The sequence below is a fragment of the Pseudomonas sp. GW823-FHT06E10 genome, from assembly GCF_058794995.1.
In genome coordinates, this window is the sequence record NZ_JBXAHJ010000012.1 from 142,811 (window position 1) to 168,038 (window position 25,228).

The 25,228-nt window shown below is 60.4% G+C and carries 24 protein-coding genes; 18 read left to right on the forward strand and 6 right to left on the reverse strand.

Annotated features, from left to right (window positions below):
- Positions 1-6: 6 nt before the first annotated feature.
- The 10 genes from pilW to AC1Q6Y_RS19995 all read left to right on the forward strand — a co-directional run bounded on the left by pilW (position 7) and on the right by AC1Q6Y_RS19995 (position 9,995).
- Positions 7-765, forward strand: a complete 759-nt coding sequence (gene pilW / locus AC1Q6Y_RS19950; RefSeq protein WP_090453237.1) for a type IV pilus biogenesis/stability protein PilW — start codon at positions 7-9, stop codon at positions 763-765.
- The gene (locus AC1Q6Y_RS19955) at positions 765-1,799 is read left to right on the forward strand and encodes a RodZ domain-containing protein (RefSeq protein ID WP_492625025.1); all 1,035 of its coding nucleotides are present in this window, start codon (positions 765-767) and stop codon (positions 1,797-1,799) included. Before pilW ends, AC1Q6Y_RS19955 begins: the two co-directional genes overlap by 1 nt.
- A 3-nt stretch (positions 1,800-1,802) precedes the next feature.
- Positions 1,803-2,912: a flavodoxin-dependent (E)-4-hydroxy-3-methylbut-2-enyl-diphosphate synthase gene (ispG, locus tag AC1Q6Y_RS19960; protein WP_003185136.1), complete on the forward strand. Its 1,110-nt coding sequence runs from the start codon at positions 1,803-1,805 to the stop codon at positions 2,910-2,912.
- 37 nt (positions 2,913-2,949) lie between these two features.
- Positions 2,950-4,239, forward strand: coding sequence for a histidine--tRNA ligase (gene hisS, locus AC1Q6Y_RS19965; RefSeq protein ID WP_008053247.1), 1,290 nt, complete (start codon positions 2,950-2,952; stop codon positions 4,237-4,239).
- Between the two features lie 41 nt (positions 4,240-4,280).
- Entirely contained in the window at positions 4,281-4,922 is a 642-nt protein-coding gene (locus tag AC1Q6Y_RS19970; RefSeq protein ID WP_057716297.1) for a tetratricopeptide repeat protein, read from the forward strand.
- Positions 4,915-6,066 (forward strand): outer membrane protein assembly factor BamB, encoded by a 1,152-nt coding sequence (gene bamB, locus AC1Q6Y_RS19975; RefSeq protein ID WP_057716296.1) that lies wholly within the window; start codon positions 4,915-4,917, stop codon positions 6,064-6,066. Before AC1Q6Y_RS19970 ends, bamB begins: the two co-directional genes overlap by 8 nt.
- A gap of 76 nt (positions 6,067-6,142) precedes the next feature.
- Positions 6,143-6,319 carry a hypothetical protein gene (locus tag AC1Q6Y_RS19980; RefSeq protein WP_157858934.1) on the forward strand — a complete coding sequence of 59 codons (177 nt, stop codon included), beginning with the start codon at positions 6,143-6,145 and terminating at the stop codon, positions 6,317-6,319.
- A complete protein-coding gene (gene der, locus AC1Q6Y_RS19985) occupies positions 6,307-7,776 on the forward strand; it encodes a ribosome biogenesis GTPase Der (protein WP_057716294.1) in 1,470 nt (489 codons plus the stop codon). The genes AC1Q6Y_RS19980 and der overlap by 13 nt, the downstream gene beginning before the upstream one ends.
- Positions 7,777-8,067: 291 nt before the next feature.
- Complete coding sequence (locus AC1Q6Y_RS19990) at positions 8,068-9,216, forward strand: pyridoxal phosphate-dependent aminotransferase (RefSeq protein ID WP_492625026.1); 1,149 nt, start codon at positions 8,068-8,070, stop codon at positions 9,214-9,216.
- The gene (locus tag AC1Q6Y_RS19995; RefSeq protein WP_057716292.1) at positions 9,204-9,995 is read left to right on the forward strand and encodes an amidohydrolase; all 792 of its coding nucleotides are present in this window, start codon (positions 9,204-9,206) and stop codon (positions 9,993-9,995) included. Before AC1Q6Y_RS19990 ends, AC1Q6Y_RS19995 begins: the two co-directional genes overlap by 13 nt.
- Positions 9,996-10,181: 186 nt before the next feature.
- On the opposite strand, the gene leuA is transcribed toward AC1Q6Y_RS19995, so the two are convergent.
- Positions 10,182-11,861, reverse strand: coding sequence for a 2-isopropylmalate synthase (leuA, locus tag AC1Q6Y_RS20000; RefSeq protein ID WP_057716291.1), 1,680 nt, complete (start codon positions 11,859-11,861; stop codon positions 10,182-10,184).
- Positions 11,862-12,027: 166 nt separating this feature from the next.
- Between leuA and AC1Q6Y_RS20005 the strand changes: the two genes are divergently transcribed.
- Complete coding sequence (locus tag AC1Q6Y_RS20005) at positions 12,028-12,189, forward strand: hypothetical protein (RefSeq protein ID WP_167362849.1); 162 nt, start codon at positions 12,028-12,030, stop codon at positions 12,187-12,189.
- Positions 12,190-12,313: 124 nt separating this feature from the next.
- On the opposite strand, the gene AC1Q6Y_RS20010 is transcribed toward AC1Q6Y_RS20005, so the two are convergent.
- Together AC1Q6Y_RS20010 and xseA are read right to left on the reverse strand one after the other, a co-directional pair.
- Positions 12,314-13,135: a peptidoglycan DD-metalloendopeptidase family protein gene (locus AC1Q6Y_RS20010; RefSeq protein ID WP_102670186.1), complete on the reverse strand. Its 822-nt coding sequence runs from the start codon at positions 13,133-13,135 to the stop codon at positions 12,314-12,316.
- 3 nt (positions 13,136-13,138) lie between these two features.
- Positions 13,139-14,518 (reverse strand): exodeoxyribonuclease VII large subunit, encoded by a 1,380-nt coding sequence (gene xseA / locus AC1Q6Y_RS20015; RefSeq protein WP_223501091.1) that lies wholly within the window; start codon positions 14,516-14,518, stop codon positions 13,139-13,141.
- A gap of 196 nt (positions 14,519-14,714) precedes the next feature.
- Here xseA and AC1Q6Y_RS20020 point away from each other — a divergent pair, with 196 nt between their 5' ends.
- Positions 14,715-15,482 (forward strand): sulfite exporter TauE/SafE family protein, encoded by a 768-nt coding sequence (locus AC1Q6Y_RS20020; RefSeq protein ID WP_057716288.1) that lies wholly within the window; start codon positions 14,715-14,717, stop codon positions 15,480-15,482.
- A 134-nt stretch (positions 15,483-15,616) separates the two neighbouring features.
- On the opposite strand, the gene AC1Q6Y_RS20025 is transcribed toward AC1Q6Y_RS20020, so the two are convergent.
- Genes AC1Q6Y_RS20025 through AC1Q6Y_RS20035 form a run of 3 tightly spaced genes read right to left on the reverse strand, consistent with a single transcriptional unit; the run spans position 15,617 to position 18,012 of the window.
- Positions 15,617-16,024: a hypothetical protein gene (locus tag AC1Q6Y_RS20025; protein WP_057716287.1), complete on the reverse strand. Its 408-nt coding sequence runs from the start codon at positions 16,022-16,024 to the stop codon at positions 15,617-15,619.
- 8 nt (positions 16,025-16,032) lie between these two features.
- The gene (locus tag AC1Q6Y_RS20030; RefSeq protein WP_492625027.1) at positions 16,033-16,461 is read right to left on the reverse strand and encodes a DNA polymerase III subunit chi; all 429 of its coding nucleotides are present in this window, start codon (positions 16,459-16,461) and stop codon (positions 16,033-16,035) included.
- Positions 16,462-16,521: 60 nt separating this feature from the next.
- Complete coding sequence (locus AC1Q6Y_RS20035; protein WP_492625040.1) at positions 16,522-18,012, reverse strand: leucyl aminopeptidase; 1,491 nt, start codon at positions 18,010-18,012, stop codon at positions 16,522-16,524.
- 394 nt (positions 18,013-18,406) lie between these two features.
- Between AC1Q6Y_RS20035 and lptF the strand changes: the two genes are divergently transcribed.
- From lptF to era, 6 genes are all read left to right on the forward strand, one after another.
- The gene (gene lptF, locus AC1Q6Y_RS20040; RefSeq protein WP_057716285.1) at positions 18,407-19,525 is read left to right on the forward strand and encodes an LPS export ABC transporter permease LptF; all 1,119 of its coding nucleotides are present in this window, start codon (positions 18,407-18,409) and stop codon (positions 19,523-19,525) included.
- On the forward strand, positions 19,518-20,579 hold the full coding sequence (lptG, locus tag AC1Q6Y_RS20045) for an LPS export ABC transporter permease LptG (protein WP_057716284.1): 1,062 nt from the start codon (positions 19,518-19,520) through the stop codon (positions 20,577-20,579). The genes lptF and lptG overlap by 8 nt, the downstream gene beginning before the upstream one ends.
- A gap of 171 nt (positions 20,580-20,750) precedes the next feature.
- On the forward strand, positions 20,751-22,550 hold the full coding sequence (gene lepA, locus AC1Q6Y_RS20050) for a translation elongation factor 4 (RefSeq protein WP_008053223.1): 1,800 nt from the start codon (positions 20,751-20,753) through the stop codon (positions 22,548-22,550).
- A 5-nt stretch (positions 22,551-22,555) separates the two neighbouring features.
- Complete coding sequence (gene lepB / locus AC1Q6Y_RS20055; RefSeq protein WP_057716283.1) at positions 22,556-23,410, forward strand: signal peptidase I; 855 nt, start codon at positions 22,556-22,558, stop codon at positions 23,408-23,410.
- 184 nt (positions 23,411-23,594) lie between these two features.
- The gene (rnc, locus tag AC1Q6Y_RS20060; protein ID WP_008053221.1) at positions 23,595-24,284 is read left to right on the forward strand and encodes a ribonuclease III; all 690 of its coding nucleotides are present in this window, start codon (positions 23,595-23,597) and stop codon (positions 24,282-24,284) included.
- The gene (gene era / locus AC1Q6Y_RS20065) at positions 24,277-25,179 is read left to right on the forward strand and encodes a GTPase Era (protein ID WP_007973959.1); all 903 of its coding nucleotides are present in this window, start codon (positions 24,277-24,279) and stop codon (positions 25,177-25,179) included. The genes rnc and era overlap by 8 nt, the downstream gene beginning before the upstream one ends.
- Positions 25,180-25,228: the final 49 nt, after the last annotated feature.

The window sequence follows — 25,228 nt, forward strand, 5'->3', positions numbered from 1 at the left end:
ATCTCTATGTCCCTGCGCTTTGCGCTGCTTTTGCTGTTGGCCAGCCTGTGTGCTGGCTGCGTGCTTTCGGGTGATTACAACCCGATGAAGACCAGCAAGGGCCGTGATGAAGCGCGTGAGGCCTATGTGCAACTCGGTATCGGGTATTTGCAACAAGGCATGACCGAACGCGCCAAGGTTCCGTTGAAGAAAGCATTGGAGCTGGATGGCTCCGACCCTGATGCCAACGCGGCGCTGGGGTTGGTGTTCCAGGCCGAGATGGAACCGGAACTTGCCGACGAGCATTTTCGCAAGGCGCTGGCTTCCCGTCCCGGCGATGCACGAATCCTCAATAACTACGGCAGTTTCCTGTTCGAGCAGAAGCGTTACAACGAAGCCTACGAGCGCTTTGAACAGGCCGCTGCCGATACCCTGTATCCTGAGCGTTCGCGGGTGTTCGAGAACCTGGGCATGACCGCAGCGATGCTCGGTCAGCGCGATCTGGCCCGGCAGCAACTGGAAAAAGCCCTGCGCCTGAACCGCCAACAACCACGTGCATTGCTGGAAATGGCTGAGTTGTCTTACGAAGACAGGCATTATGTGCCTGCGCGTGACTATTACGACCGTTTTAGCCAGCTCTCCGAGCAAAATGCACGTAGTCTATTGCTCGGCGTTCGGCTGGCAAAAGTGTTCGAAGACCGCGACAAGGCCGCAAGTGCAGGCCTGCAACTAAAAAGACTCTATCCCGGTACGCCGGAATATCAGCAATACCTGTCGGAGCAATGATGAAAGCGGCGCATCCCGAAGTTGTAGCAGCGAATCGCGTAAACCCCGGTGAGACTTTGCGCCAGGCCCGCGAAAGCAATGGCTGGTCGCTGGCCGAAGTGGCCCTCAAGCTCAACCTCACCACCACTTCCCTGAGCAATCTGGAAGCCGGCGCCTTCGACAAGCTGCCCGGGCATACTTTTGCCCGTGGTTACATTCGCGCCTATGCCAAATTGCTCGGCATGGACCAGGCCGTTCTGGTCCAGCAATTCGATCAATCCACCGGTACCGACTCCCAGGGCAGCAATGTTCACAGCCTGGGCCGTATTGAAGAGCCGGTCCGGGTTTCCCACACCATTTTGCGAATCGTCAGCCTGCTGTTGCTGGTCGCGGTGATCGGTGGCGGTTTCGTCTGGTGGCAGGATCAGACCTCGATGCGCACCAAGGACCTGATCGGTCTGGCACCAGAGCACGTAGAAGTCGAAGGCGCTGACGGTACGACACAGATTCACCCGCTGGACGAGCCGGAAGACCAGGCCGTCGTGGAAGGCCAGAACGAAGGCGTAACCGCCCTCGCGCTGCCACAGGCCGACGCTCCGGCTGAAGCACCAGAGCAGGCTCAGGCGACTGCGCCAGCCGCCTTGGTAGCGCCGACCACGCCAGCCGCACCCGCGCACACCACCGCGCCCGTTGTCGCAGCGCCAGTGACCCCGGCCGCTCCGGCTCCGGCGGCTCCTGCCGTCCCGGCCCCGGTGGCGACTGCACCGGTAGCCCCTGTCGCTCCTGCTCCAGCGGCAGCCGCGCCGGTGGCCGGTCAAGGCCAGGTTCAGGTGCAGTTCACTTCCGATTGCTGGACACAAGTGACCGACGGTAGCGGCAAGGTGCTGTTCAGTGGTCTCAAACGCAAAGGCGACAGCCTGGCAATCAATGGCAAACCACCGTTTGCCGTGCGTCTGGGCTTTGCCCGTGGCGCTCAGGTCAGCTACAACGGCCAGCCGGTTGATGTCGCTCCGTTCACCAGTGGCGAGACTGCTCGCCTGAAGTTGGGTCAATAAGTCATGCACGGCGAATCTCCAATCAAACGTCGCGAATCCCGCAAAATCTGGGTCGGTAACGTGCCTGTTGGCGGCGATGCGCCTATCGCTGTGCAGAGCATGACCAACAGCGACACCAACGATGTTGCGGCCACCGTCGCGCAGATCAATCGCCTGGAAGCGGCCGGCGTCGATATCGTGCGGGTCTCCGTACCGGACATGGACGCCGCCGAAGCCTTCGGCAAGATCAAGCAGCTGGTCAAAGTACCCTTGGTTGCCGACATTCACTTCGACTACCGGATCGCTTTGCGCGTAGCCGAACTGGGTGTCGATTGCCTGCGGATCAACCCGGGCAACATCGGTCGCGAAGACCGCGTGCGTGCGGTGGTGGATGCCGCCCGTGACCGCGGGATCCCGATCCGTATCGGCGTGAACGCCGGTTCCCTGGAAAAAGACCTGCAAAAGAAATACGGCGAGCCGACCCCGGCAGCGCTGGTCGAGTCTGCCTTGCGCCACGTCGAGCACCTTGAGCGCCTGAACTTCCAGGACTTCAAGGTCAGCGTGAAAGCCTCCGATGTGTTCATGGCCGTCGAAGCCTACCGCTTGCTGGCCAAGGAAATCGTCCAGCCGCTGCACTTGGGCATCACCGAAGCCGGTGGATTGCGTTCCGGCACGGTGAAATCTGCCGTGGGCCTCGGTATGCTGCTCGCCGAAGGGATTGGCGATACTATCCGCATCTCGTTGGCGGCCGACCCGGTCGAGGAAGTGAAAGTCGGCTACGACATTCTCAAATCCCTGCACCTGCGTTCCCGTGGCATCAACTTCATCGCCTGCCCGAGCTGCTCGCGGCAGAACTTCGATGTGGTCAAGACCATGAACGAGCTGGAAGGGCGCCTCGAGGATTTGCTGGTGCCGCTGGATGTCGCGGTTATCGGTTGCGTGGTCAATGGCCCGGGCGAAGCCAAGGAAGCCCATATCGGCTTGACCGGCGGCACGCCGAACCTGATTTACATCGACGGCAAGCCGTCGCAGAAGCTGACGAATGACAATCTGGTGGATGAGCTTGAACGCTTGATCCGCCAGAAAGCGGCCGAAAAGGTCGAAGCCGACGCCGCAGTCATTGCGCGCGGCTGAGTCCGACTAACGAGCCGCATGAATTTAAGGATTTAAAGTGAGCAAGTCTCTGCAAGCCATTCGTGGCATGAACGACATCCTGCCCGAACAGACTCCCCTGTGGCGTCATTTTGAAGGCACCGTTTCGCGTCTGCTGGATAACTACGGTTACAAGCAGATCCGCATGCCGATCGTCGAGTTCACCGAACTGTTCAAGCGTTCCATCGGTGAAGTGACCGACATCGTCGAAAAAGAGATGTACACCTTCGACGACCGCAACGGCGACTCCCTGACCCTGCGCCCTGAAGGCACGGCGGCCTGTGTGCGCGCGGTGCTGGAACACGGCATCACCGGCGGCGGCCAGGTTCAGAAACTCTGGTACATCGGTCCGATGTTCCGCCACGAGCGTCCGCAAAAAGGCCGTTATCGCCAGTTCCACCAGATCGGTGTCGAAGTGTTCAACCTCGACGGTCCGGACATCGACGCCGAGTTGATCGTGCTGACCTGGCGCCTGTGGGGCGAACTGGGCATCCGCGATGCGGTCAAGCTCGAGCTCAACAGCCTGGGCACCAGCGAGTCTCGCGGTCGTTATCGCGAGGCACTGGTCGAGTTCCTGTCCCGGCATCTGGACAAGCTGGACGAAGACAGCCAGCGCCGCCTGAAGACCAACCCGTTGCGGGTCCTGGACACCAAGAACGCCGAGACGCAGGCGATTCTGGTCGATGCGCCGAAAATGGCCGACTACCTCGACGAAGAATCCCGCGTGCATTTCGAGGGCCTCAAGGCTCGTCTGGACGCCGCCGGCATTCCTTATGTGATCAACCCGAAGCTGGTTCGCGGGCTGGACTACTACAGCAAGACCGTTTTCGAATGGGTCACCGACAAACTTGGCGCCCAGGGCACCGTGTGTGCCGGTGGCCGCTACGACGGTCTGGTGGAGCAGATGGGCGGCAAGCCGACCGCTGGCGTTGGCTTTGCCATGGGCATCGAACGCCTGGTGCTGTTGCTCGAAACCCTGGAGCAGATCCCGCAAGAGATCTCCCGTCAGGTCGACGTCTACCTCTGCGCTTTCGGTGAAGCCGCCGAACTGGCCGGCCTGACCCTCGCAGAGCGCGTGCGTGACCAGTTGCCCAACCTGCGCCTGCAAGTGAATGCCGGCGCCGGCAGTTTCAAAAGCCAGTTCAAGAAGGCCGACAAGAGCGGCGCGCTGTACGCGCTGATCCTCGGTGACGACGAAATGGCCCAGCAAGTGGTAGGTTTCAAACCCCTGCGTGGCCAGGGCGAACAACAAAGCATTGCCTGGGATGCGCTTGCTGCACACCTGGCCACCTGCGTCGTGCAGGGTTGAAGCTGTCTTAACAGCCGAATTAGCGATTAAGGAGTATTGGGGTGTCGAGTACCGAAGACGAACATTTGATGGAATTGAAGGAATGGTGGTCACGCAACGGTAAGCCCCTGGTCACTGGCGGCCTGTTGGCGCTGGTCATCGTGTTCGGCTGGCAGGCGTTCCAGAAGTATCAGAGCAATCAGTCGCAAGGCGCCTCGATTCTCTATCAGCAATTGCTCGAAACCACGCTGACGCCTGACGGCAAGCCTGATGCGGCCCGTGTTTCGGACCTGGCCGGCAAGCTCAACAGCGAGTTCGGCGGCAGCGCCTATGCGCAGTACGGCAGCCTGTTCGTGGCCAAGGTAGCGGTCGACAGCGGCAAGCTGGACGACGCGGTCACCGAGCTCAAGGCCATTGTCGCCAAACCGGCCAACCCGGCGCTGGGCGAAATCGCCCGTCAGCGTCTGGCCCAGGTACTCGGCGCGCAGAACAAGGCCGACGAAGCACTGAAGCTGCTCGAAGGCGATGCCGACAAGGCATTCCTGGCCACTCGCGAAGAGCTCAAGGGTGACCTGCTGGTGCAGCTGGGTCGTACTGACGAGGCGAGCGCGGCGTATCAAAAAGCCAAGGCGGCACTGTCGGATGAAGCGGCGGTCGGTGGCCTGCAAATCAAGCTGGACGACCTGGCCAAAGGGGATGCGTGACGTGATTCGTTGGAAACATGCAGCATTGCTGGCCCTGGCCATTTTGGCCGCGGGTTGCAGCAGCAACAGCAAAAAAGAACTGCCTCCGGCCGAACTGGTCGACTTCAAGGAAGAAGTGGTTCTGCACAAGCAGTGGAGTCGTTCGATCGGTGACGGTCAGGGCGAAACCTACAACATGCTGGTTCCGGCCATCGATGGCGATACCATCTATGCCGCCGACGTCACTGGCGTGTTGATGGCGATGGACCGCAACACCGGCGATGTCAAATGGAAGAAAGACCTCGAGTTGCCTGTTTCCGGCGCCGTTGGCGTAGGTTACGGTCTGGTCACCATTGGTACGATCAAGGGTGAAATCGTTGCCCTGGACGCGATCAACGGTGAAGAAAAGTGGCGCGCTCGCGTGTCCAGCGAAGTACTGGCGCCGCCAGCCAACAACGGTGACGTCGTGGTGGTTCAGACCCAGGACGATCGTCTGATCGGCCTGGATGCCTCCACCGGTGACCGTCGCTGGATCTATGACAGCACGCCTGCGGTACTGACCCTGCGTGGCACCAGTGCGCCGATCGTGACCAACCGCCTCGCGGTGGCTGGCCTGTCGACCGGTAAAGTGGTTGCCGTGGACATCTCCAACGGCGTACCGGTGTGGGAACAGCGCGTAGCGATCCCGCAAGGTCGTTCGGAGCTGGAGCGTGTGGTCGACATCGACGGTGGCTTGCTGCTGTCGGGCGAGACGCTGTATGTCGCCAGCTATCAGGGGCGCGTTGCTGCTCTGGACCTGCAAAGCGGCCGTCAGCTCTGGCAGCGTGATGCTTCCAGCTATGCCGGTGTCGCCCAGGGTTTCGGTACCGTTTATGTGACCCTGTCTTCGGGCACCGTTGAAGGCGTCGACGAGCGTTCCACCACAGCCTTGTGGAGCAACGACTCGCTGGCCCGCCGTCAACTGTCGGCTCCGGAAGTGTTCTCCAGCTACGTTGCAGTCGGTGACCTGGAAGGTTACCTGCACCTGCTGAGTCAGGTGGACGGTCGTTTCGTCGGCCGCGAGCGCATCGACAGCGACGGCCTGCGTGCCCGTCCGCTGGTGGTGGGTGACACGATTTATGTATATGGCAACAGCGGCAAACTGGAAGCCCTGACCATTAAGTAAAGGTTTGACTATGCTTGGGGTTAACCCCCCAGGCTGCTTCACCGTTTGTAAGAGTGTAGGAGCGAGCTTGCTCGCGATGGACGTCAACGATTACGTTGGCAATCTGGATAAACGCGGTGTCTTTGCGTTTTTCGCGAGCAAGCTCGCTCCTGCAAAAAAACACACGGTGATTGCCCCGAGCACCAGCCGCTGCCTCGCAGCGGCTTTTGTATTTTCTGAAATAACGAAGTGGAGAGCCGCATGGTTCCCGTAATCGCCCTGGTGGGCCGACCGAACGTCGGCAAGTCCACCTTGTTCAACCGCCTGACCAGGACTCGTGACGCCATCGTCGGCGACTTGTCCGGTCTGACCCGTGATCGCCAGTACGGTGAGGCCAAGTGGCAAGGGCGTTCCTACATTCTGATCGACACCGGCGGTATCTCCGGTGACGAGCACGGTATGGACGAAAAGATGGCCGAGCAGTCGCTGCTGGCCATTGAAGAAGCGGATGTCGTTCTGTTCCTGGTAGATGCCAAGGCCGGTTTCACCGCCGCCGACCAGATGATCGCCGAGCATTTGCGCAAACGTAACAAGCGTTCCCACGTGGTGGCCAACAAGGTCGACAACATCGACCCGGAAATGGCCCGCGCCGAATTCGCCCCGTTGGGCATGGGCCACGCGATCCCGATCGCCGGTGCCCACGGCCGTGGTATCACCCAGTTGCTGGAAATCGCACTGAGTGACTTCCCGAAAGACGAAGACGAGCTGGAAGAAGGCGAGGAAGAAGATGTAGCCGAAGGCGAGGAAGCCAAGCGCATTCCTGGCCCAAGCGAAAAAGACGGGATCAAGATCGCCATCATCGGCCGTCCGAACGTCGGCAAGTCGACCCTGGTCAACCGCATGCTCGGGGAAGACCGGGTAATCGTCTACGACCAACCCGGTACCACCCGCGACAGTATCTACATCCCGTTCGAGCGTAACGACGAGAAGTACACGCTGATCGACACCGCCGGTGTGCGCAAGCGCGGCAAGATCCACGAAGAAGTCGAAAAGTTCTCCGTGGTCAAAACCCTGCAAGCGATCAAAGACGCCAACGTGGTGATCTTCGTGATGGACGCCCGCGAAGGCGTGGTGGATCACGACCTCAACCTGCTGGGCTTTGCCCTTGAGGCCGGTCGTGCCTTGGTCATCGCGATCAACAAGTGGGACGGCATGACGCCGAGCGAGCGCGACTTCGTCAAGATCGAGTTGCAGCGTCGTCTGTTTTTCGTCGAGTTTGCCGATATTCACTTTATCTCGGCACTGCACGGCACTGGCGTGGGCAACCTCTACGCGTCGGTACAGAACTCGTTCAAGTCCGCGGTTACCCGCTGGCCGACCAGTCGCCTGACCCAGATCCTGGAAGACGCGGTCAGCGAGCACCAGCCGCCGATGGTCAACAGCCGCCGGATCAAGCTGCGTTATGCTCACCTTGGTGGCGCGAACCCGCCGATCATCGTGATCCACGGCAACCAGATCGAGAAGGTGCCGAAGTCCTACGTGCGTTACCTGGAAAACACCTACCGCCGTGTGCTGAAGCTGGTCGGTACGCCGATCCGCATCGAGTTCAAGGGTGGCGAGAACCCATACGAAGGCAACAAGAACACGCTCACCGACCGTCAGGTCAACAAGAAGCGTCGCTTGATGTCGCACCACAAGAAGGCCGACAAGAAGCGTCGCGACAAGCGCTGATTCAGCGCTTGCTCACTCTTTTGGGGTGGGCTTGTTGTGGCGAGGGGGCTTGCCCCCGTTCGGTTGCGCAGCAGCCGCAATACCTGCAAGTGCGGTCTACCAGACACACCGAGATCGCAGGATTGGGGTCGCTTCGCGACCCAACGCGGGCAAGCCCGCTCGCCACAAGGTACGGCGGTGATCAATTGAAGAAGGGCGTCTATAAGGCGCCCTTTTTCATGCTTGCCGTTTGGGCTATCCTCGGACTCCCCCGCGCCGCCGTAGAGCCGGGTGTAGAGCAGGGAACCACCGATGATCACCAGCAAGCTGCCGAATGTCGGCATCACTATCTTCACTCAGATGTCTCAGCTCGCGGCTCAGACCGGCGCGCTCAATCTGTCCCAGGGTTTTCCCGATTTCGCGGCCCCGCAGGCCCTGTGCGATGCGGTCGGCCGGCATATCGCCAGCGGCCATAACCAGTATTCGCCAATGACCGGGCTGCCGGTGTTGCGTCAGCAGATCGCGGCGAAGATCGCCCGCAGTTATGGCGCACAGGTAGATGTGGATACTGAAGTGACGGTCACCCCCGGCGCGACCGAGGCGATTTTCTGTGCCATTCAGGCGGTTATCCACAGCGGTGACGAAGTCATTGTGTTTGACCCGGCATACGACAGCTACGAACCTTCGGTGGAGCTGGCAGGCGGCCGTTGCGTGCATGTGCAACTGGGCCTGAACGATTTCAGTATCGACTTCGAGAAGCTTGCTGAGGCACTGAGCCCGCGCACGCGGATGATCATTCTCAACACCCCGCACAACCCTAGCGGTGCGTTGATCAGCCGTGACGAACTCGACCAGTTGGCGACGTTAATCCGTGATCGCGATATCTATGTGATCAGCGACGAAGTCTATGAACATCTGGTGTATGACGGCGTGCCTCACGTCAGCGTGCTGGCCCATGAAGAGCTGTATCAGCGTGCATTCGTGGTCAGTTCGTTCGGCAAGACCTACCACGTCACCGGCTGGAAAACCGGTTATGTGATCGCACCGCCGGCCCTGACGGCGGAATTGCGCAAGGTGCACCAGTACGTCAATTTCTGTGGTGTGACGCCGCTGCAATATGCCTTGGCCGATTTTATGGCCGAGCATCCCGAGCACGTCGAAGAGCTGCCTGCTTTCTATCAGGCCAAGCGTGATCTGTTCTGCGATCTGCTGGTGCCGTCGCGTTTCAGTTTCACCCGGGTGACCGGCACCTATTTCCAGTTGGTCGATTACTCGCAGATCCGCCCGGACCTCAATGACGTCGAGATGGCCCTGTGGATGACTCGCGAGCACGGCGTGGCCAGTATCCCGATCTCGGTGTTCTACCAGACGCCACCGGTCGGCCAACGCCTGGTGCGGCTGTGCTTTGCCAAGCGTGAGGAGACCCTGCGTGAAGCGGCGGAAAAACTATGCGTGATCTGAGTGCATTGCCGAAACTGACCGTTGCGCTGATCCAGACGTCCCTGGCCTGGCACGACCGCCAGGCCAACCTCGAGCATTTCGAACCGTTGCTGGAGCAGGCTCGCGGTGCCGACCTGATCATTTTGCCGGAGATGTTCACCACCGGTTTCTCCATGGAGTCGGAAGCCCTCGCCGAAGCGGAAAACGGCCCCACCAGCAAATGGCTGCGGGCTCAGGCTTTGAGGCTTGATGCGGTGATCACCGGTAGCGTGATCGTCCAGGCCGCCGACGGCAGTCATCGCAATCGCCTGTTGTGGGCACGCCCGGATGGCGAGGTGTGGCATTACGACAAGCGTCATCTGTTCCGCATGGCCGGTGAGCATAACCACTACACCCCCGGCGAGCGCCAGGTGCAGTTCGAGCTCAAGGGCTGGCGAGTACGGCCGCTGATTTGCTACGACCTGCGCTTCCCGGTGTGGAGCCGTGACGCCCAGGACACCGATCTGCTGCTGTACACCGCCAACTGGCCCGGTGCGCGGCGCCAGCACTGGAACCGCTTGCTGCCGGCGCGGGCGATCGAGAACCTGTGCTATGTGGCGGCGGTGAACCGTATTGGCACGGATGGCAAAGGTTTTGCGTATACCGGTGACAGCCAGGTCCTGGATTTCCAGGGCGAGACGCTGCTCAGTGCCGGAGAGGCTGACGGGGTGTTCAAGGTGGTGCTGGATGCGGCGGAACTGGCGGCGTATCGCACGCGGTTTCCGGCGAATCTGGATGCCGATACCTTCGAGTTCACCTGAAATCTTTACTGTCTGACAGGGCCTCATCGCGAGCAAGCTCGCTCCCACAGTGACCGCGTTCACACCGATCAAATGTGGGAGCGAGCTTGCTCGCGATGGGGCCGGGACAAGCAATACAAAAACAGGCAGGCAAACAAAAAGGCCCCAAGGTTCGCACCTTGAGGCCTTTTGCATTTCAGCGATGGGTTACGCCGCTTTCGCTTCCGGCTGGCTCAGCGAACGGTTCAGTGCGCTGAACAGGGCCTTGAAGCTGGCGGTGGTGATGTTTTCGTCGATGCCGACGCCATGCACCGCGCGTTCGCCGTTCACTCGCAGTTCAATGTAGGCCGCAGCCTTGGCATTGGTGCCAGCGCCGATGGCGTGCTCATTGTAGTCCATGATTTCCACCGGTACCGGCAGGCCGGCCACCAGCGCCTCCAGGGCGCCGTTGCCCTTGCCGCGCCAGTGCAGGTTAGTCTCGCCCTGGCCTTGGCTGGCCACTTCCACTTCGACGGCGCTGTGACCGTTTTCTTCCTGCAGGCGATGGCTGACCAGCGCGTACGGGGTGTTGGCCTGCAAGTACTCGCTGTGCAGCAATGCGTGGATCTGCTGGGCGGTCATTTCCAGGCCCAGGCGGTCGGTTTCACGCTGCACGACCTGACTGAACTCGATCTGCATGCGACGCGGCAGGCTGATGCCGTATTCCTGTTCCAGCAGGTAGGCGATACCGCCCTTGCCCGACTGGCTGTTGACGCGGATGACCGCCTCGTAGCTGCGGCCGATGTCGGCCGGGTCGATCGGCAGGTACGGTACTTCCCACAGTGCGTCCGGTTTCTGCTGGGCAAAGCCCTTGCGGATCGCATCCTGGTGCGAGCCGGAGAACGCGGTATGCACCAGGTCGCCGACGTACGGGTGACGCGGGTGCACCTGGATCTGGTTGCACTCTTCGACGACTTTGCGCACGCCGTCGATGTCGGAGAAGTCCAGCTCAGGGTTCACGCCCTGGGTGTAGAGGTTCAACGCCACGGTCACGAGGTCGACGTTACCGGTACGCTCGCCGTTGCCGAACAGGCAGCCTTCGACACGGTCGGCGCCAGCCATCAGGCCCAGTTCGGTGGCGGCAACGCCGGTGCCACGGTCGTTGTGGGTGTGCAGGCTGATGATCACGCTGTCACGACGGTTGATGTGACGGCCAAACCATTCGATCTGGTCGGCATAGATGTTCGGCGTCGCGCATTCCACCGTGGCCGGCAGGTTGAGGATCATCTTGTGCTCGGGCGTCGGGTTCCAGACTTCGATCACCGCGTCGCAGACTTCCTTGGCGAACTCCATTTCGGTGGCGCTGAAGGTTTCCGGCGAGTATTCGAAGGTCCACTCGGTGTCCGGCTGCATGGCCGCGTATTTGACGAACAGCTTGGCGGCGTTCACGGCGATGGCCTTGACCCCGTCCTTGTCCTGGTTGAAGACAATGCGGCGGAAGGAAGGGGAGGTCGCGTTGTACAGGTGAACGATGGCTTTCTTCGCGCCGCGCAGGGATTCGAAGGTGCGCTCGATCAGGTCTTCACGGCCCTGGGTCAGCACCTGGATGGTGGTGTCGTCCGGGATGTGGTTGCCTTCGATCAGGGTGCGGACGAAGTCGAAGTCGGTTTGCGAGGCGGCCGGGAACGATGCTTCGATTTCCTTCACGCCGACCTGCACCAGGGTTTTCCAGAAACGCAGCTTCTTGACGGCGTCCATCGGTTCGATCAGCGACTGGTTGCCGTCGCGCAGGTCGGAGCTGCACCAGATCGGCGCGGCGGTGATGGTTTTCGACGGCCAGGTGCGGTCCGGAATGTCGATGGTCGGGAACGCGCGGTATTTCGAAGACGGGTCTTTGAGCATGCTCATCAGGAAATCCTTATTGTGTTGGCCGAAAAAAGGCGGCCTGCCGGTGGATCAAAAGTTCTTGGACTAACGCTTGGGACGAGGCACCACGATTCAGCCCGGCAGTCGTGCACTGACGAGGCACAGGCTGCGGTGCTGGCGGAGCTGAATGAGGGTGTGAGAGGTTTTCATGCCTTCAACCCTAACCTTGGGGGGGAAAGATGGCAAGCAGTCGAAAAAAATTGAGAGGAATACTCGTGAGCGGGTATTTATCGAGATTTTATTGCTGCGATTGGCAGTGATTGTTTTGTTGTTTGCGCGAGGTTTGAGTGGTGCGCAATTGATGATGTGACACTGCCGGACTGCTTTCGGTGTCTGTGATATTGCCATCGCGAGCAAGCTCGCTCCCACAGGTGCAGCGCAATCCCTGTGGGAGCGGGCTTGCCCGCGAAGAGACCATCGGCCTCGGCTAGGATTCAGGGCTGAAACGCACCAATGAAGATAGCCGGATCGACCCGCGCATCGTTCAGGCTGATGTTCCAGTGCATGTGCGGTCCGGTCGCGCGGCCGGTCGCGCCGACTTTGCCGACCACGTCACCACGGGCCAGTGGCTGCCCCACCTTCACGTCGATTTTCGACATGTGGCAGAACATGCTGATAAAGCCCTGGCCATGGTCGACGAACACCGTGTTGCCATTGAAGAAATAGTTGCCGATCAGGATCACCTTCCCGGCGGCCGGGGTCTTGATTGGCGTACCGCCGGGTACGGCGAAGTCCAGGCCTGAGTGGGGGTTGCGTTCTTCACCGTTGAAAAAGCGCCGCACGCCGAACTTGCTCGACAGCGGCCCGTTCACCGGTTTGTCCAGCAGCAGGTTGCTCGGGGTGTTGGGGCTGAACGTGCGGTAGGCAGTAATCTGCTCAGCCAGTTCACGCTCGATGCGCTTGAGATTTTCCGGGTCCGGATTGACCTGTTGGGTGTTCTTCAGGGTGATGCGCTGTTCCGGGTATTTCTTGTTACCAACCGTAAAATTCAGATTACGGCCGCCGCTGCTGACCGATTGAACCCCCGGCTTGACCGTCAGCGGCAGGCCGACAATGGCCAGCCAGTTGTTCTGTTCCTTCACTACCAGCACCGGTTTGCCTTGATAAGTGGCTTTTGGCGCCTGGGCGGACGTGCCAAGGTCCACCACCGCAACGCCTCCCGGCACCGGTTTGTTCAACTGGCGAGTAATGTAGCTGTCGGCATGGGCGTTGAAGGTCAGGAGCAGCAACAGCAACGGAGCAAAGAAACGCGGCATGGATCAATCCAGTAAAGAAAGGGTGACGGGCGTCAGGTGATTGTCTTCGACCCGTACTTGCAGTTCGCCTTCGCCCAGTTTGGCCTTCAGGCGCTGGCCGGTATGGGTTTGCGCGGCGTTGCGGATCGCGTTGCCGCGCTCGTCCAGCAAGATGCTGTAGCCACGGCCGAGGGTCGCCAGCGGGCTGACCACATGCAGTGTCTGCATCTGGCTGTGCAATTGCAGGCGACGGTTCTTCAGCCCTTCGCGGATCGCGCGCGGCAGGCGTTCGGCCAGGCTGTCGAGGCGCTGGCGAAGCATTGCCAGTTGCCGGCCCGGATGTTGTGCAGCCAGACGGGTTTCCAGGCGGATCAAGCGTTCGCGGCGGGTGTTGAGGCTGCGCTCGAACGCGCGGCGCATGCGCATGTCCAGGTCATCCAGGCGTTGCGCTTGCTGGCGCAGGCGCTCGCCGGGATGGCGCAGGCGTCGGGAAACGCCTTCCAGGCGCAGGCGGTCGCGCATCAAGCGGTCCCGCATGCGCATCACCAGCCGTCGGTGCAGGCTTTCGACCCGACGCATCAGGTCGCTGGAGTCCGGTGCCAGCAATTCGGCGGCAGCGGAAGGGGTGGGCGCACGCACGTCGGCCACGAAGTCGCTGATCGACACGTCGGTTTCATGGCCGACCGCGCTGACAATCGGCGTCACGCAAGCGTCTACGGCGCGGGCCACGGCTTCTTCGTTGAAGCACCAGAGATCTTCCAGCGAGCCACCGCCCCGGGCCAGGATCAGTGCGTCGAAACCGCGGGCATCGGCCAGTTTCAGGGCGCGGACAATCTGCGCTGTGGCTTCGCGGCCCTGTACGGCGGTAGGGATCAGGGTCAATTGCACCTGCGGTGCACGACGGCGGAACACGCTGATGATGTCGCGGATCACCGCCCCAGTGGGCGAACTGATGATGCCGATGCGTTGCGGATGCGCCGGCAACGGCACCTTGCGCTCGGCACTGAACAGGCCTTCGGCGCTGAGCTTTTCCTTGAGTGCATCGAACGCCAGGCGCAAGGCGCCATCGCCGGCCGGCTCCACGGTGTCGAGGATCAGCTGATAATCACCGCGTCCCTCGAACAGTGAGACCTTGCCACGCACCTTGACCGCCAGGCCGTCTTTCAAGGCCTGACGAACCCGTGCCGCGTTCTGCCGGAACAACGCGCAACGCACCTGGGCGCCGCTGTCCTTGAGGGTGAAATACACGTGGCCGGAAGCCGGGCGGGCGAGGTTGGAGATTTCGCCTTCGACCCAGATGTTGCTGAACACGTCTTCAAGCAACACCCGCGCACGGCCGTTGAGCTGGCTGACGGTCAGGACTTCGCGGTCCAGGCCGAGTCTTGCAAAGGGATCTTTAATCATGGGGCGCAGTTTAAAGGCATTTGCCTGGCAATCTCCACGACTGCTCACAAATCCATTGAGGGCATTTATGTGGGAGCGAGCTTGCTCGCGATGGGGCCCGCAAATTCAGCATTGATTTGCCAGACAGAGCGCCATCGCGAGCAAGCTCGCTCCCACAGAGGTAAAGTCGCCTCATGTGATCAAGGAAGATGTTCGGATGAATGTGTTTGAACTGTTGAACCAATGGCCCTTTGGCCCGCTGGACTGGCTGGTAATCGGTGCGGGCATCGCCCTGGCCTACATCGTGTTCGGCATCGCCGGTTTCGGCACCGCGCTGGTGGCGGGGCCGATTCTGATTCTGTTCATGCCACTGTCGAAGATCGTGCCGTTGCTGGTGCTGCTCGATTTTGTCGCGGCATTCGGCAATCTGCTGCCGTCACGGCGAGATGTGGCGAGGCCGGAGCTGTTGCGGTTGCTGCCGTGCATGGCGGTGGGCTGCACCCTCGGCGTGATTTTCCTGCTGAATCTCAAGTCCGACCTGTTGCTGCTGCTGATGGGGCTGTTTATCAGCGCCTATGCAATTTACAGCCTGTGGATAAAGGTCCGTCCGGCGCAGTTGTCCGCCGCGTGGGCGCTGCCGATGGGGACGGTGGGCGGAATGTTTGGCGCGTTGTTTGGCAGCGGCGGTTTTCTCTATGCGATCTATTTGAACAGCCGGTTGCCCAAGGAGGCGGCCCGGGCCACCCAGAGTGCGCTGATCAGTTGCAGTACGGTGGTGCGTTTGAGCCTGTTTGCAATCGCCGGTGTGTATGCCGATCTGCCGTTGCTGGTGTTGGCGGTTTGTCTGTTGCCGGCGATGGTGCTGGGGCTGTGGTTCGGTCGACGGCTGACCATGCGCTTGTCCCGCGAGGCGTTTGTGCGCTTGGTGACGTGGCTGGTGCTGGCCAGCGGGATCGCGTTGATCGGACGCTACTTGAGTACCTGAACGCTGCTTCTTCTGTAGGAGCGAGCTTGCTCGCGAAAGACTAGAGGGCGACGCGTTTATCCAGATAGCGCGCGTAATCATTAACGTCCTTCGCGAGCAAGCTCGCTCCTACAGTAGAGCCATATGCGTTGTGGTTAGTCGTTGTACTGGTTCAACAAGCGCTCCAGTCGCGCACTGAGGCGGCGTTTGATTTCGGTCTCGATGTGTGGGGCGAAATCGTCGATCACGTCTTGCATGATCAATTGCGCGGCGGCGCGCAATTCGCTGTCCAGGTGCAGCAAGTCATCCGGGTTCTTGCTGGGGGCGGGCGCCGACGTTGCCGCGGTGACGGGTTCAACGATCGGGGCAGGCGTTGTCGGTACGACGGGTGGCGAAGGCTCGCTCACGGCGTCGAACAACATGGGAATCTGTTCCTGATCACCTTCCTCGACCGTGTCGGTCAGCAGAGGCGGTTGCAGGTTGTCATCGCCGAGCAATTGGCGGATCGACTCAAGGTCGTCCAGCAGGTGCGCGGACTGTTGCAGCGGTTTTGGAGTGTCCATTGGAAGGCTCAGAGTCGCTGTAAACGGTGATCTTGCAGAGGATAGCCCTGTTCGCGGTAGAAACGGAAACTCTCCCGCGCGGCCGCTCTGATCGTCGGATCCTCCACCACCACTTCCGCCACCCGGGCGAACCTGTTGGCGAAGACCGGGACTTTCAGGTCGAGATTGACCAGCAAATCCTGATGTTGACCGCAGTCATCGCCCACCCCCAGGACAATCAAACCCTCAGGCTCGGTGTCGGCGGGGCCGTGGGGCACGAAGCTTTCGCCCTTGAACGCCCACAGCCGCGCATCGAGATCGTCACGCTGGGCCGCGTCGCTGCAATGCAGGTAGATGCGGTGGCCCATGCGCCAGGCTTTCTCGGTGAGCTTGCAGGCAAAGTCCAGGCGTGCCGAAGGATCGGCGCTGGGCAGGATATAGAAGTCGACTTTGGTCATTGCGGTTCCAGAGCGGCAAGCGGCGCCACCGAAAAGTGACGCCGCCGCCCATCAACGGTTTCAGGCTTTGGCGCGGTCCAGCAGGTATTGGGTCAGCAGGGGAACCGGACGGCCAGTGGCGCCCTTGTCCTTGCCGCCGCTGGTCCAGGCCGTGCCGGCGATGTCCAGGTGCGCCCAGTTCAGGTTCTTGGTGAAGCGCGACAGGAAGCAGGCCGCAGTGATGGTGCCGGCTTTCGGGCCGCCAATGTTGGCGATGTCGGCGAACGGGCTGTCCAGCTGTTCCTGGTACTCATCGAACAGCGGCAGTTGCCAGGCGCGGTCGTCGGCAGCCTTGCCGGCGCTCAGCAGTTGGTCGATCAGTTCGTCATTGTTGCCCAGCAGGCCCGAGGTGTGGGAACCCAGGGCAACCACGCAGGCGCCGGTCAGGGTCGCAATGTCGATGACCGCTTGCGGCTTGAAGCGCTCGGAGTAGGTCAGGGCGTCGCACAGCACCAGACGGCCTTCGGCGTCGGTGTTGAGGATTTCCACGGTCTGGCCGCTCATGGTGGTGACGATGTCGCCCGGGCGCGAAGCGTTGCCGCTCGGCATGTTTTCGGCGCAGGCCAGGATGCACACCAGGTTGATCGGCAGCTTCAGCTCGAGCACGGCACGCAGGGTACCGAACACGCTGGCGGCGCCGCCCATGTCGTACTTCATTTCATCCATGCCGGCACCCGGCTTGAGGCTGATGCCGCCGGTGTCGAAGGTGATGCCTTTGCCGACCAGCGCGTACGGCTTCTCGGATTTCTTGCCACCGTTGTATTGCATGACGATCAGGCGCGGAGGCTGGGCGCTGCCCTGGCCGACGGCGTAGAACGAGCCCATGCCCAGGGCCTTGATCTTCTTCTCGTCGAGGACTTCGACTTTCAGGTCCTTGAATTCTTTGCCCAGGTCTTTGGCCTGCTCACCGAGGAAGGTCGGGTGACAGATGTTCGGCGGCAGGTTACCCAGGTTACGGGTGAAGGCCATGCCGTTGGCGATGGCGGTGGCGTGGGTCACGGCGCGTTGCACTTCAGCCTGGGCGGCCTTGATGGTCAGCAGGGTGATTTTCTTCAGCGCGCGGGGTTCGGCTTTCTGGCTCTTGAACTGGTCGAAGCTGTACTCGCCGTCCACCAGGGTTTCGGCCAGCAGGCGGGTCTTGCCATAACTGTCGCGGCCTTTGACGACCACTTCATCCAGGGCCAGCACCGCATCGCTGCCGCCCAGGCTTTTGAGGGTATTGAGGATGCCGGCGATGATCTTGCGGAACGGGCGGTCACCCAGTTCGTCGTCCTTGCCAACGCCCACCAGCAGCACACGCTCGGCCTTGAGGTTCGGCAGGCTGTGCAGCAGCAGGCTCTGGCCGACCTTGCCGGCCAGGTCGCCGCGCTTGAGCAAAGTGCTGATCGCGCCGCCGCTCAGTTCGTCGAGTTGTCTGGCAACACCGCCGAGCTTGCGGCCTTCGCCGACGGAGACCACGAGAGTGGCGGTCTTCAACGTTTCGGGGTTGACGCTTTTTACAACCAGTTCCATGTCCGGGTCCCTGAATTGATGGTTATCACGCATGCGCCCGACACCTTATGTGCGTCGATTGCTTATAAACAGAAAGGCGCCAGGATCGACCGGCGACAAAGGCCGCAGTTTGAACCTCGCTACCGGCGGCTGACAACCCTCGGCCGCACGAATGTAGGTGCGAGCCTGCTCGCGAAGAACCCAAGAGTGACGCAGGGTGTCAGGCTCCCCGCGTTATCGTTGACAACCATCGCGAGCAGGCTCGCTCCTACAAGGGGGGGGATGCATTGCGCAGTGACAGGCGCACCCAATCACAGGATAATGCGCCATCTTTTTTCGGCGGCTCTGCCTTGCGGGCTGTCCGATACGTTTGCTTGTTCGGCCGCCTTAGCCTGACAACCCTGGAGTGTCTGGTTTGATCGTCTTCCGTTATCTATCCCGCGAAGTCCTGTTGACCTTGAGCGCCGTCAGTGCCGTGCTGCTGGTCATCATCATGAGCGGTCGCTTCATCAAATACCTCGCCCAGGCGGCTTCGGGCCTGCTGGATCCGGGGTCGTTGTTCCTGATCATGGGCTATCGCCTGCCGGGCTTCCTCCAGCTGATCCTGCCGCTGGGGCTGTTTCTCGGGATCCTGTTGTCCTACGGTCGCCTGTACCTCGAAAGCGAAATGACCGTGCTCTCGGCCACGGGCATGAGCCAGCAGCGGCTGTTTTGCATGACGCTGTTCCCGGCCACCCTGGTTGCGCTCGTCGTGGCGTGGCTGAGCCTGAGCCTGGCGCCACAGGGGGCCAATCAGTTTCAGTTGCTGCTGAACAAGCAGGATGCCCTGACCGAATTCGATACCCTGGAGCCAGGGCGTTTCCAGGCTTTGCGTGACGGCACCCGGGTCACCTACACCGAGAGCATGTCCGATGACCGCGTCAATCTGGGTGGTGTGTTCATCTCGCAAAAAAACATCAGTTCCAATAACAAGGATCGCGGGATTTCTGTGCTGGTGGCGGAAAAGGGGCGCCAGGAAATTCGTCCGGACGGCAACCGCTACCTGATCCTTGATAACGGCTATCGCTATGACGGTAGTCCGGGGCAGGCCGACTACCGGGCGATCAAGTATGACGAGTACGGTGTGTTGCTGCCAAAACCGGAAGTCAGTGACGAAGTCACCGACCGTGACGCAATGCCGACCCGTACATTGATCGGCAGTGACGACATTCGCATGCGCGCCGAGCTGCAATGGCGCATGTCTCTGCCGTTGCTGGTGTTCATCGTGACCTTGATGGCGGTGCCGCTGTCACGGGTCAACCCGCGTCAGGGCCGATTCCTCAAGTTACTGCCGGCGATTCTTCTTTATATGGCTTACCTGAGCATTCTGATTGCCGCCCGTGGTGCCCTCGACAAGGGCAAGATCCCTGCGGTGTTTGGCTTGTGGTGGGTGCACGGGATTTTCCTGTCCATCGGCCTGGGCTTGCTCTACTGGGAACCCTTGAGCTTGAAGAGGGCGAGTCGCCGCAGCGCGCTGGAGGTGGCCCGTGGTTAAGCTTGATCGCTACATTGGTAGCAGTGTGTTCATGGCGATCCTGGCGGTGCTCGGGATCATTCTTGGTCTGGCGACACTGTTTGCCTTCATCGACGAGATGGGGGAAATCAGCGATACCTACACCCTGGTCGATGTGCTGAGTTATGTGTTGTTGACCGCTCCGCGCCGGATGTACGAAATGCTGCCGATGGCTGCGCTGATCGGCTGCCTGATCGGTCTGGGGAGCCTGGCCAGCAACAGTGAGCTGACCATCATGCGCGCCGCCGGTGTGTCGATCGGCCGGATCGTCTGGGCGGTCATGAAGCCAATGCTGGTATTGATGCTGGCCGGCGTGCTGGTCGGCGAGTACGTCGCTCCGCCCGCTGAAACCGCCGCACAGGCCAATCGCTCGCTGGCCCAGGGCAGCGGTGATGCACAAAGCGCCAGGCACGGCTTGTGGCACCGCCAGGGTGATGAGTTCATTCACGTCAACTCGGTACAACCCAACGGCATCCTGTATGGCGTGACCCGTTATCGCTTCGACAAAGAGCGGCACATGCTGTCGGCGAGTTTCGCCAAGCGTGCCAACTTCGAAAACGATCACTGGCAGTTGTCGGATGTCACGACCACGCTGTTCCACGAGCGCAGCACCGAAGTGGTTTCGACCCCGCAAGAGCGCTGGGACGTTGCGTTGAGTCCGCAGTTGCTGAACACCGTGATCATGGTGCCCGAGTCGCTGTCGATCAGTGGCCTGTGGAGTTACATCCACTATCTGGCGGACCAGGGGCTGAACAATGGCCGCTACTGGCTGGCATTTTGGGTCAAGGTGTTGCAGCCGCTGGTGACTGCCGCTCTGGTGTTGATGGCGATTTCCTTCATCTTTGGTCCGCTGCGCTCGGTGACCCTGGGTCAACGGGTGTTCACCGGCGTGCTGGTGGGCTTCACCTTCCGCATCGTTCAGGATCTGCTGGGGCCTTCGAGCCAGGTGTTCGGCTTCCCGCCGTTGCTTTCGGTGCTGGTGCCGGCGGGCGTTTGTGCCGTGGCGGGGCTCTGGCTGTTGCGTCGAGCTGGCTGATGGCGGGCATTTTCCGACCGCTTTGACGTTAAAAAACGCCCTTGTCGCAAGACCGGGGCGTTTTTGTAGGCGCCGTCTGACCTGCGAACGTGACGCTTGCGCCGTGGATCAGGTACAATTCCCGGCTATTTTTCGGCGGGCTATGCCTGCAGCCTTTTTGAGTGTTGATCCGTGAGTGATTTGAGTCATATCCGCAATTTCTCCATCATCGCCCACATTGACCATGGCAAGTCGACGCTGGCCGATCGCTTCATCCAGATGTGTGGCGGCCTCGCCGAGCGCGAAATGGAAGCCCAGGTCCTGGACTCCATGGACCTCGAGCGTGAACGCGGGATCACCATCAAGGCGCACAGCGTCACCCTGTATTACAAGGCTCGCGACGGTATCAACTACCAGCTGAACTTCATTGATACCCCCGGCCACGTTGACTTCACCTATGAGGTGAGCCGTTCGCTGGCTGCCTGTGAAGGCGCGCTGTTGGTGGTCGATGCCGGTCAAGGCGTTGAAGCACAGTCGGTTGCCAACTGCTACACGGCCATCGAGCAGGGCCTGGAAGTGATGCCGGTGCTGAACAAGATCGACCTGCCACAGGCCGATCCGGACCGTGTTAAAGAAGAAATCGAAAAAATCATCGGCATCGATGCCACCGATGCGGTCGAGTGTTCGGCCAAGACCGGCCTGGGCGTCGACGAAGTGCTCGAGCGCCTGGTCGCCACCATTCCTGCACCGACCGGCAACTACGAAGATCCGCTGCAAGCGTTGATCATCGACTCCTGGTTCGACAACTACCTGGGTGTTGTTTCCCTGGTACGCGTGCGCCACGGTCGTGTGAAGAAGGGCGACAAGATCCTGGTCAAGTCCACCGGCAAGATCCACCTGGTAGACAGCGTCGGTGTATTCAACCCGAAGCACACCCCTACCGCTGACCTCAAGGCCGGTGAAGTGGGCTTCATCATCGCCAGCATCAAGGACATTCACGGTGCGCCAGTGGGCGACACCCTGACCTTGAGCTCGACGCCGGACGTTGATGTACTGCCAGGCTTCAAACGTATTCAGCCGCAGGTTTACGCCGGTCTGTTCCCGGTCAGCTCCGACGACTTCGAAGATTTCCGCGAAGCGCTGCAAAAGCTCACCCTGAACGACTCGTCGCTGCAATACACGCCGGAAAGCTCTGACGCACTGGGCTTCGGCTTCCGTTGCGGCTTCCTCGGCATGCTGCACATGGAAATCATCCAGGAGCGCCTGGAGCGCGAGTACAACCTGGACCTGATCACCACGGCGCCGACGGTAATCTTCGAGCTGCTGCTCAAGACCGGCGAGACGATCTACGTCGATAACCCGTCGAAGCTCCCGGACCTGTCCTCGATCGAAGACATGCGTGAGCCGATCGTGCGGGCCAATATTCTTGTGCCGCAAGAGCACCTGGGCAACGTCATTACCCTGTGCATCGAAAAACGTGGTGTGCAGGTTGACATGCTGTTCCTCGGCTCCCAGGTACAAGTGACCTACGACCTGCCGATGAACGAAGTGGTGCTGGACTTCTTCGACCGTCTGAAATCCACCAGCCGCGGCTATGCTTCGCTGGACTACCATTTCGATCGTTATCAATCGGCTAGCCTGGTGAAACTGGACGTGCTGATCAACGGTGACAAGGTCGACGCCCTGGCGCTGATCGTGCACCGTGACAACTCGCACTACAAAGGTCGCCAGTTGACCGAGAAGATGAAAGAACTGATTCCGCGGCAGATGTTCGACGTGGCAATCCAGGCCGCCATTGGCGGGCAGATTGTGGCGCGGACAACCGTCAAGGCGCTCAGAAAGAACGTATTGGCCAAATGCTACGGTGGTGACGTCAGCCGTAAGAAGAAACTGCTGGAGAAGCAAAAGGCCGGTAAGAAACGCATGAAGCAGGTCGGCAACGTGGAGATTCCACAGGAAGCCTTCCTTGCAGTGCTCAGGTTGGATAGTTAGGTCCTATGTCGCTAAATTTCCCGCTGTTGCTGGTCATCGCCGTGTTCGTCTGCGGCCTGTTGGCGTTGCTCGATCTGTTGATCCTGGCCCCGCGTCGGCGTGCCGCCATCGCTTCCTATCAGGGCAGCGTCAGCCAGCCTGACATGGTCGTGGTCGAGAAGCTGAACAAAGAGCCGCTGCTGGTTGAATACGGCAAGTCGTTCTTCCCGGTGTTGTTCATCGTGCTGGTGCTGCGTTCGTTCCTGGTGGAACCGTTCCAGATTCCTTCCGGTTCGATGAAGCCAACCCTGGATGTCGGCGACTTCATCCTGGTGAGCAAGTTTTCCTACGGGATCCGCTTGCCGGTGATCGACAAGAAAGTCATCGAAGTCGGTGATCCGCAGCGCGGCGATGTGATGGTGTTTCGCTACCCGAGCGACCCGAACGTCAACTACATCAAGCGTGTGGTTGGTTTGCCGGGCGACACGGTTCGCTACACCGCCGACAAGCGCCTGTTCGTCAACGGTCAATCGATTGCCGAGCAACTGGTCGGCTCCGAGCCGGGCACGCTGGGCAGCGCTGAGCTCTACAAGGAAAAACTCGGTGTGGCCGAGCACATGATCCGCAAGGAAATGAGCCGCTACCGCGCAATGCCGGACCATTCGTGGACCGTGCCGGCCGGGCACTACTTCATGATGGGCGACAACCGCGACAACTCGAACGACAGTCGCTACTGGGATGATCCGAACATTCCCAAGGATCTGCTGGGCATGGTTCCCGACAAGAATATCGTCGGCAAGGCCTTTGCGGTCTGGATGAGCTGGCCGGAACCCAAACTCAGCCACCTGCCGAATTTCTCGCGGGTTGGCCTGATCAAGTAATCAGACACGGCGCTGTTGAACACAGCGCCGAATGCATTTCTGGAGCCGGCACAATGGGCGCCAGAGGCATGAAAACAATGATATTCAGGACGTTATTTTTGAACACAGCTTTAATTGTCCCAAGCCTGCGCCAACTTACGGCGATGGCGGTGGAATCCAGCCACGAACTCAGCGTGGGTAAACCGTGAGCGTCTCCTTAAGCCGTCTAGAGCGTCAGCTCGGCTACACCTTCAAGGATCAGGAACTGATGGTCCTGGCCCTGACTCACCGCAGCTTTGCCGGGCGTAACAACGAACGCCTGGAATTCCTCGGTGACGCCATTCTCAACTTCGTCGCCGGCGAGGCGTTGTTCGAGCGCTTCCCGCTGGCTCGCGAAGGCCAGTTGTCGCGTTTGCGCGCACGTCTGGTCAAAGGTGAGACCCTGGCCGTACTGGCCCGTGGTTTCGATCTGGGCGAATACCTGCGTCTGGGCTCGGGCGAGCTGAAAAGCGGCGGTTTCCGTCGCGAGTCGATTCTGGCCGATGCCCTCGAAGCGCTGATCGGTGCGATCTACCTCGATGCTGGCATGGAAATGGCCCGCGAGCGTGTGCTCGCCTGGCTGGCCGGCGAGTTCGAAGGCCTGACGCTGGTCGACACCAACAAAGATCCAAAGACCCGCCTGCAAGAGTTCCTGCAGTCCCGTGGTTGTGAGCTGCCGCGTTACGAAGTGGTGGATATCCAGGGTGAGCCGCATTGCCGGACGTTCTTCGTCGAATGCGAAATCATCTTACTGAATGAAAAAAGCCGAGGTCAGGGTGTGAGTCGTCGTATTGCCGAACAGGTAGCGGCCGCCGCAGCACTGATTGCCCTGGGTGTGGAGAATGGCAATGACTGATACAAACGCAACTCGCTGTGGCTATGTTGCCATCGTCGGCCGTCCGAACGTGGGCAAGTCCACGTTGCTGAACCACATCCTGGGTCAGAAGCTGGCGATCACCTCGCGCAAACCGCAAACCACCCGTCACAACATGCTCGGTATCAAGACCGAGGGCGATGTGCAGGCGATCTACGTCGACACCCCTGGTATGCACAAGGGCGGCGAAAAGGCCCTGAACCGCTACATGAACAAGACTGCTTCGGCGGCGCTGAAAGACGTCGACGTGGTGATCTTCGTGGTCGACCGCACCAAGTGGACCGAAGAAGACCAGATGGTTCTCGAGCGCGTCCAGTACGTGACCGGCCCGCTGATCGTGGCGTTGAACAAGACCGACCGCATCGAAGACAAGGCCGAGCTGATGCCGCACCTGAGCTGGTTGCAGGAGCAGTTGCCGAATGCGCAGATCATCCCGATTTCCGCACAGCACGGGCATAACCTCGATGCACTGGAACGCGTGATTGCCGAGCACCTGCCGGAAAACGATCACTTCTTCCCGGAAGACCAGATCACCGACCGCAGCAGCCGTTTCCTCGCCGCCGAGCTGGTGCGCGAGAAAATCATGCGCCAGATGGGCGCCGAGCTGCCGTACCAGATCACCGTTGAAATCGAAGAGTTCAAGCAGCAGGGCAAGACCCTGCACATCCATGCCTTGATCCTCGTCGAACGCGATGGCCAGAAGAAAATCATCATTGGCGACAAGGGCGAGCGCATCAAGCGCATCGGCACCGAGGCGCGCAAGGACATGGAGCTGCTGTTCGACTCCAAGATCATGCTCAACCTGTGGGTCAAGGTTAAGGGTGGCTGGTCCGATGACGAGCGTGCATTGCGTTCGTTGGGTTACGGCGACCTGTAATACGTTTTTCGGATCAACAATGATCCCCTGTGGGAGCGAGCTTGCTCGC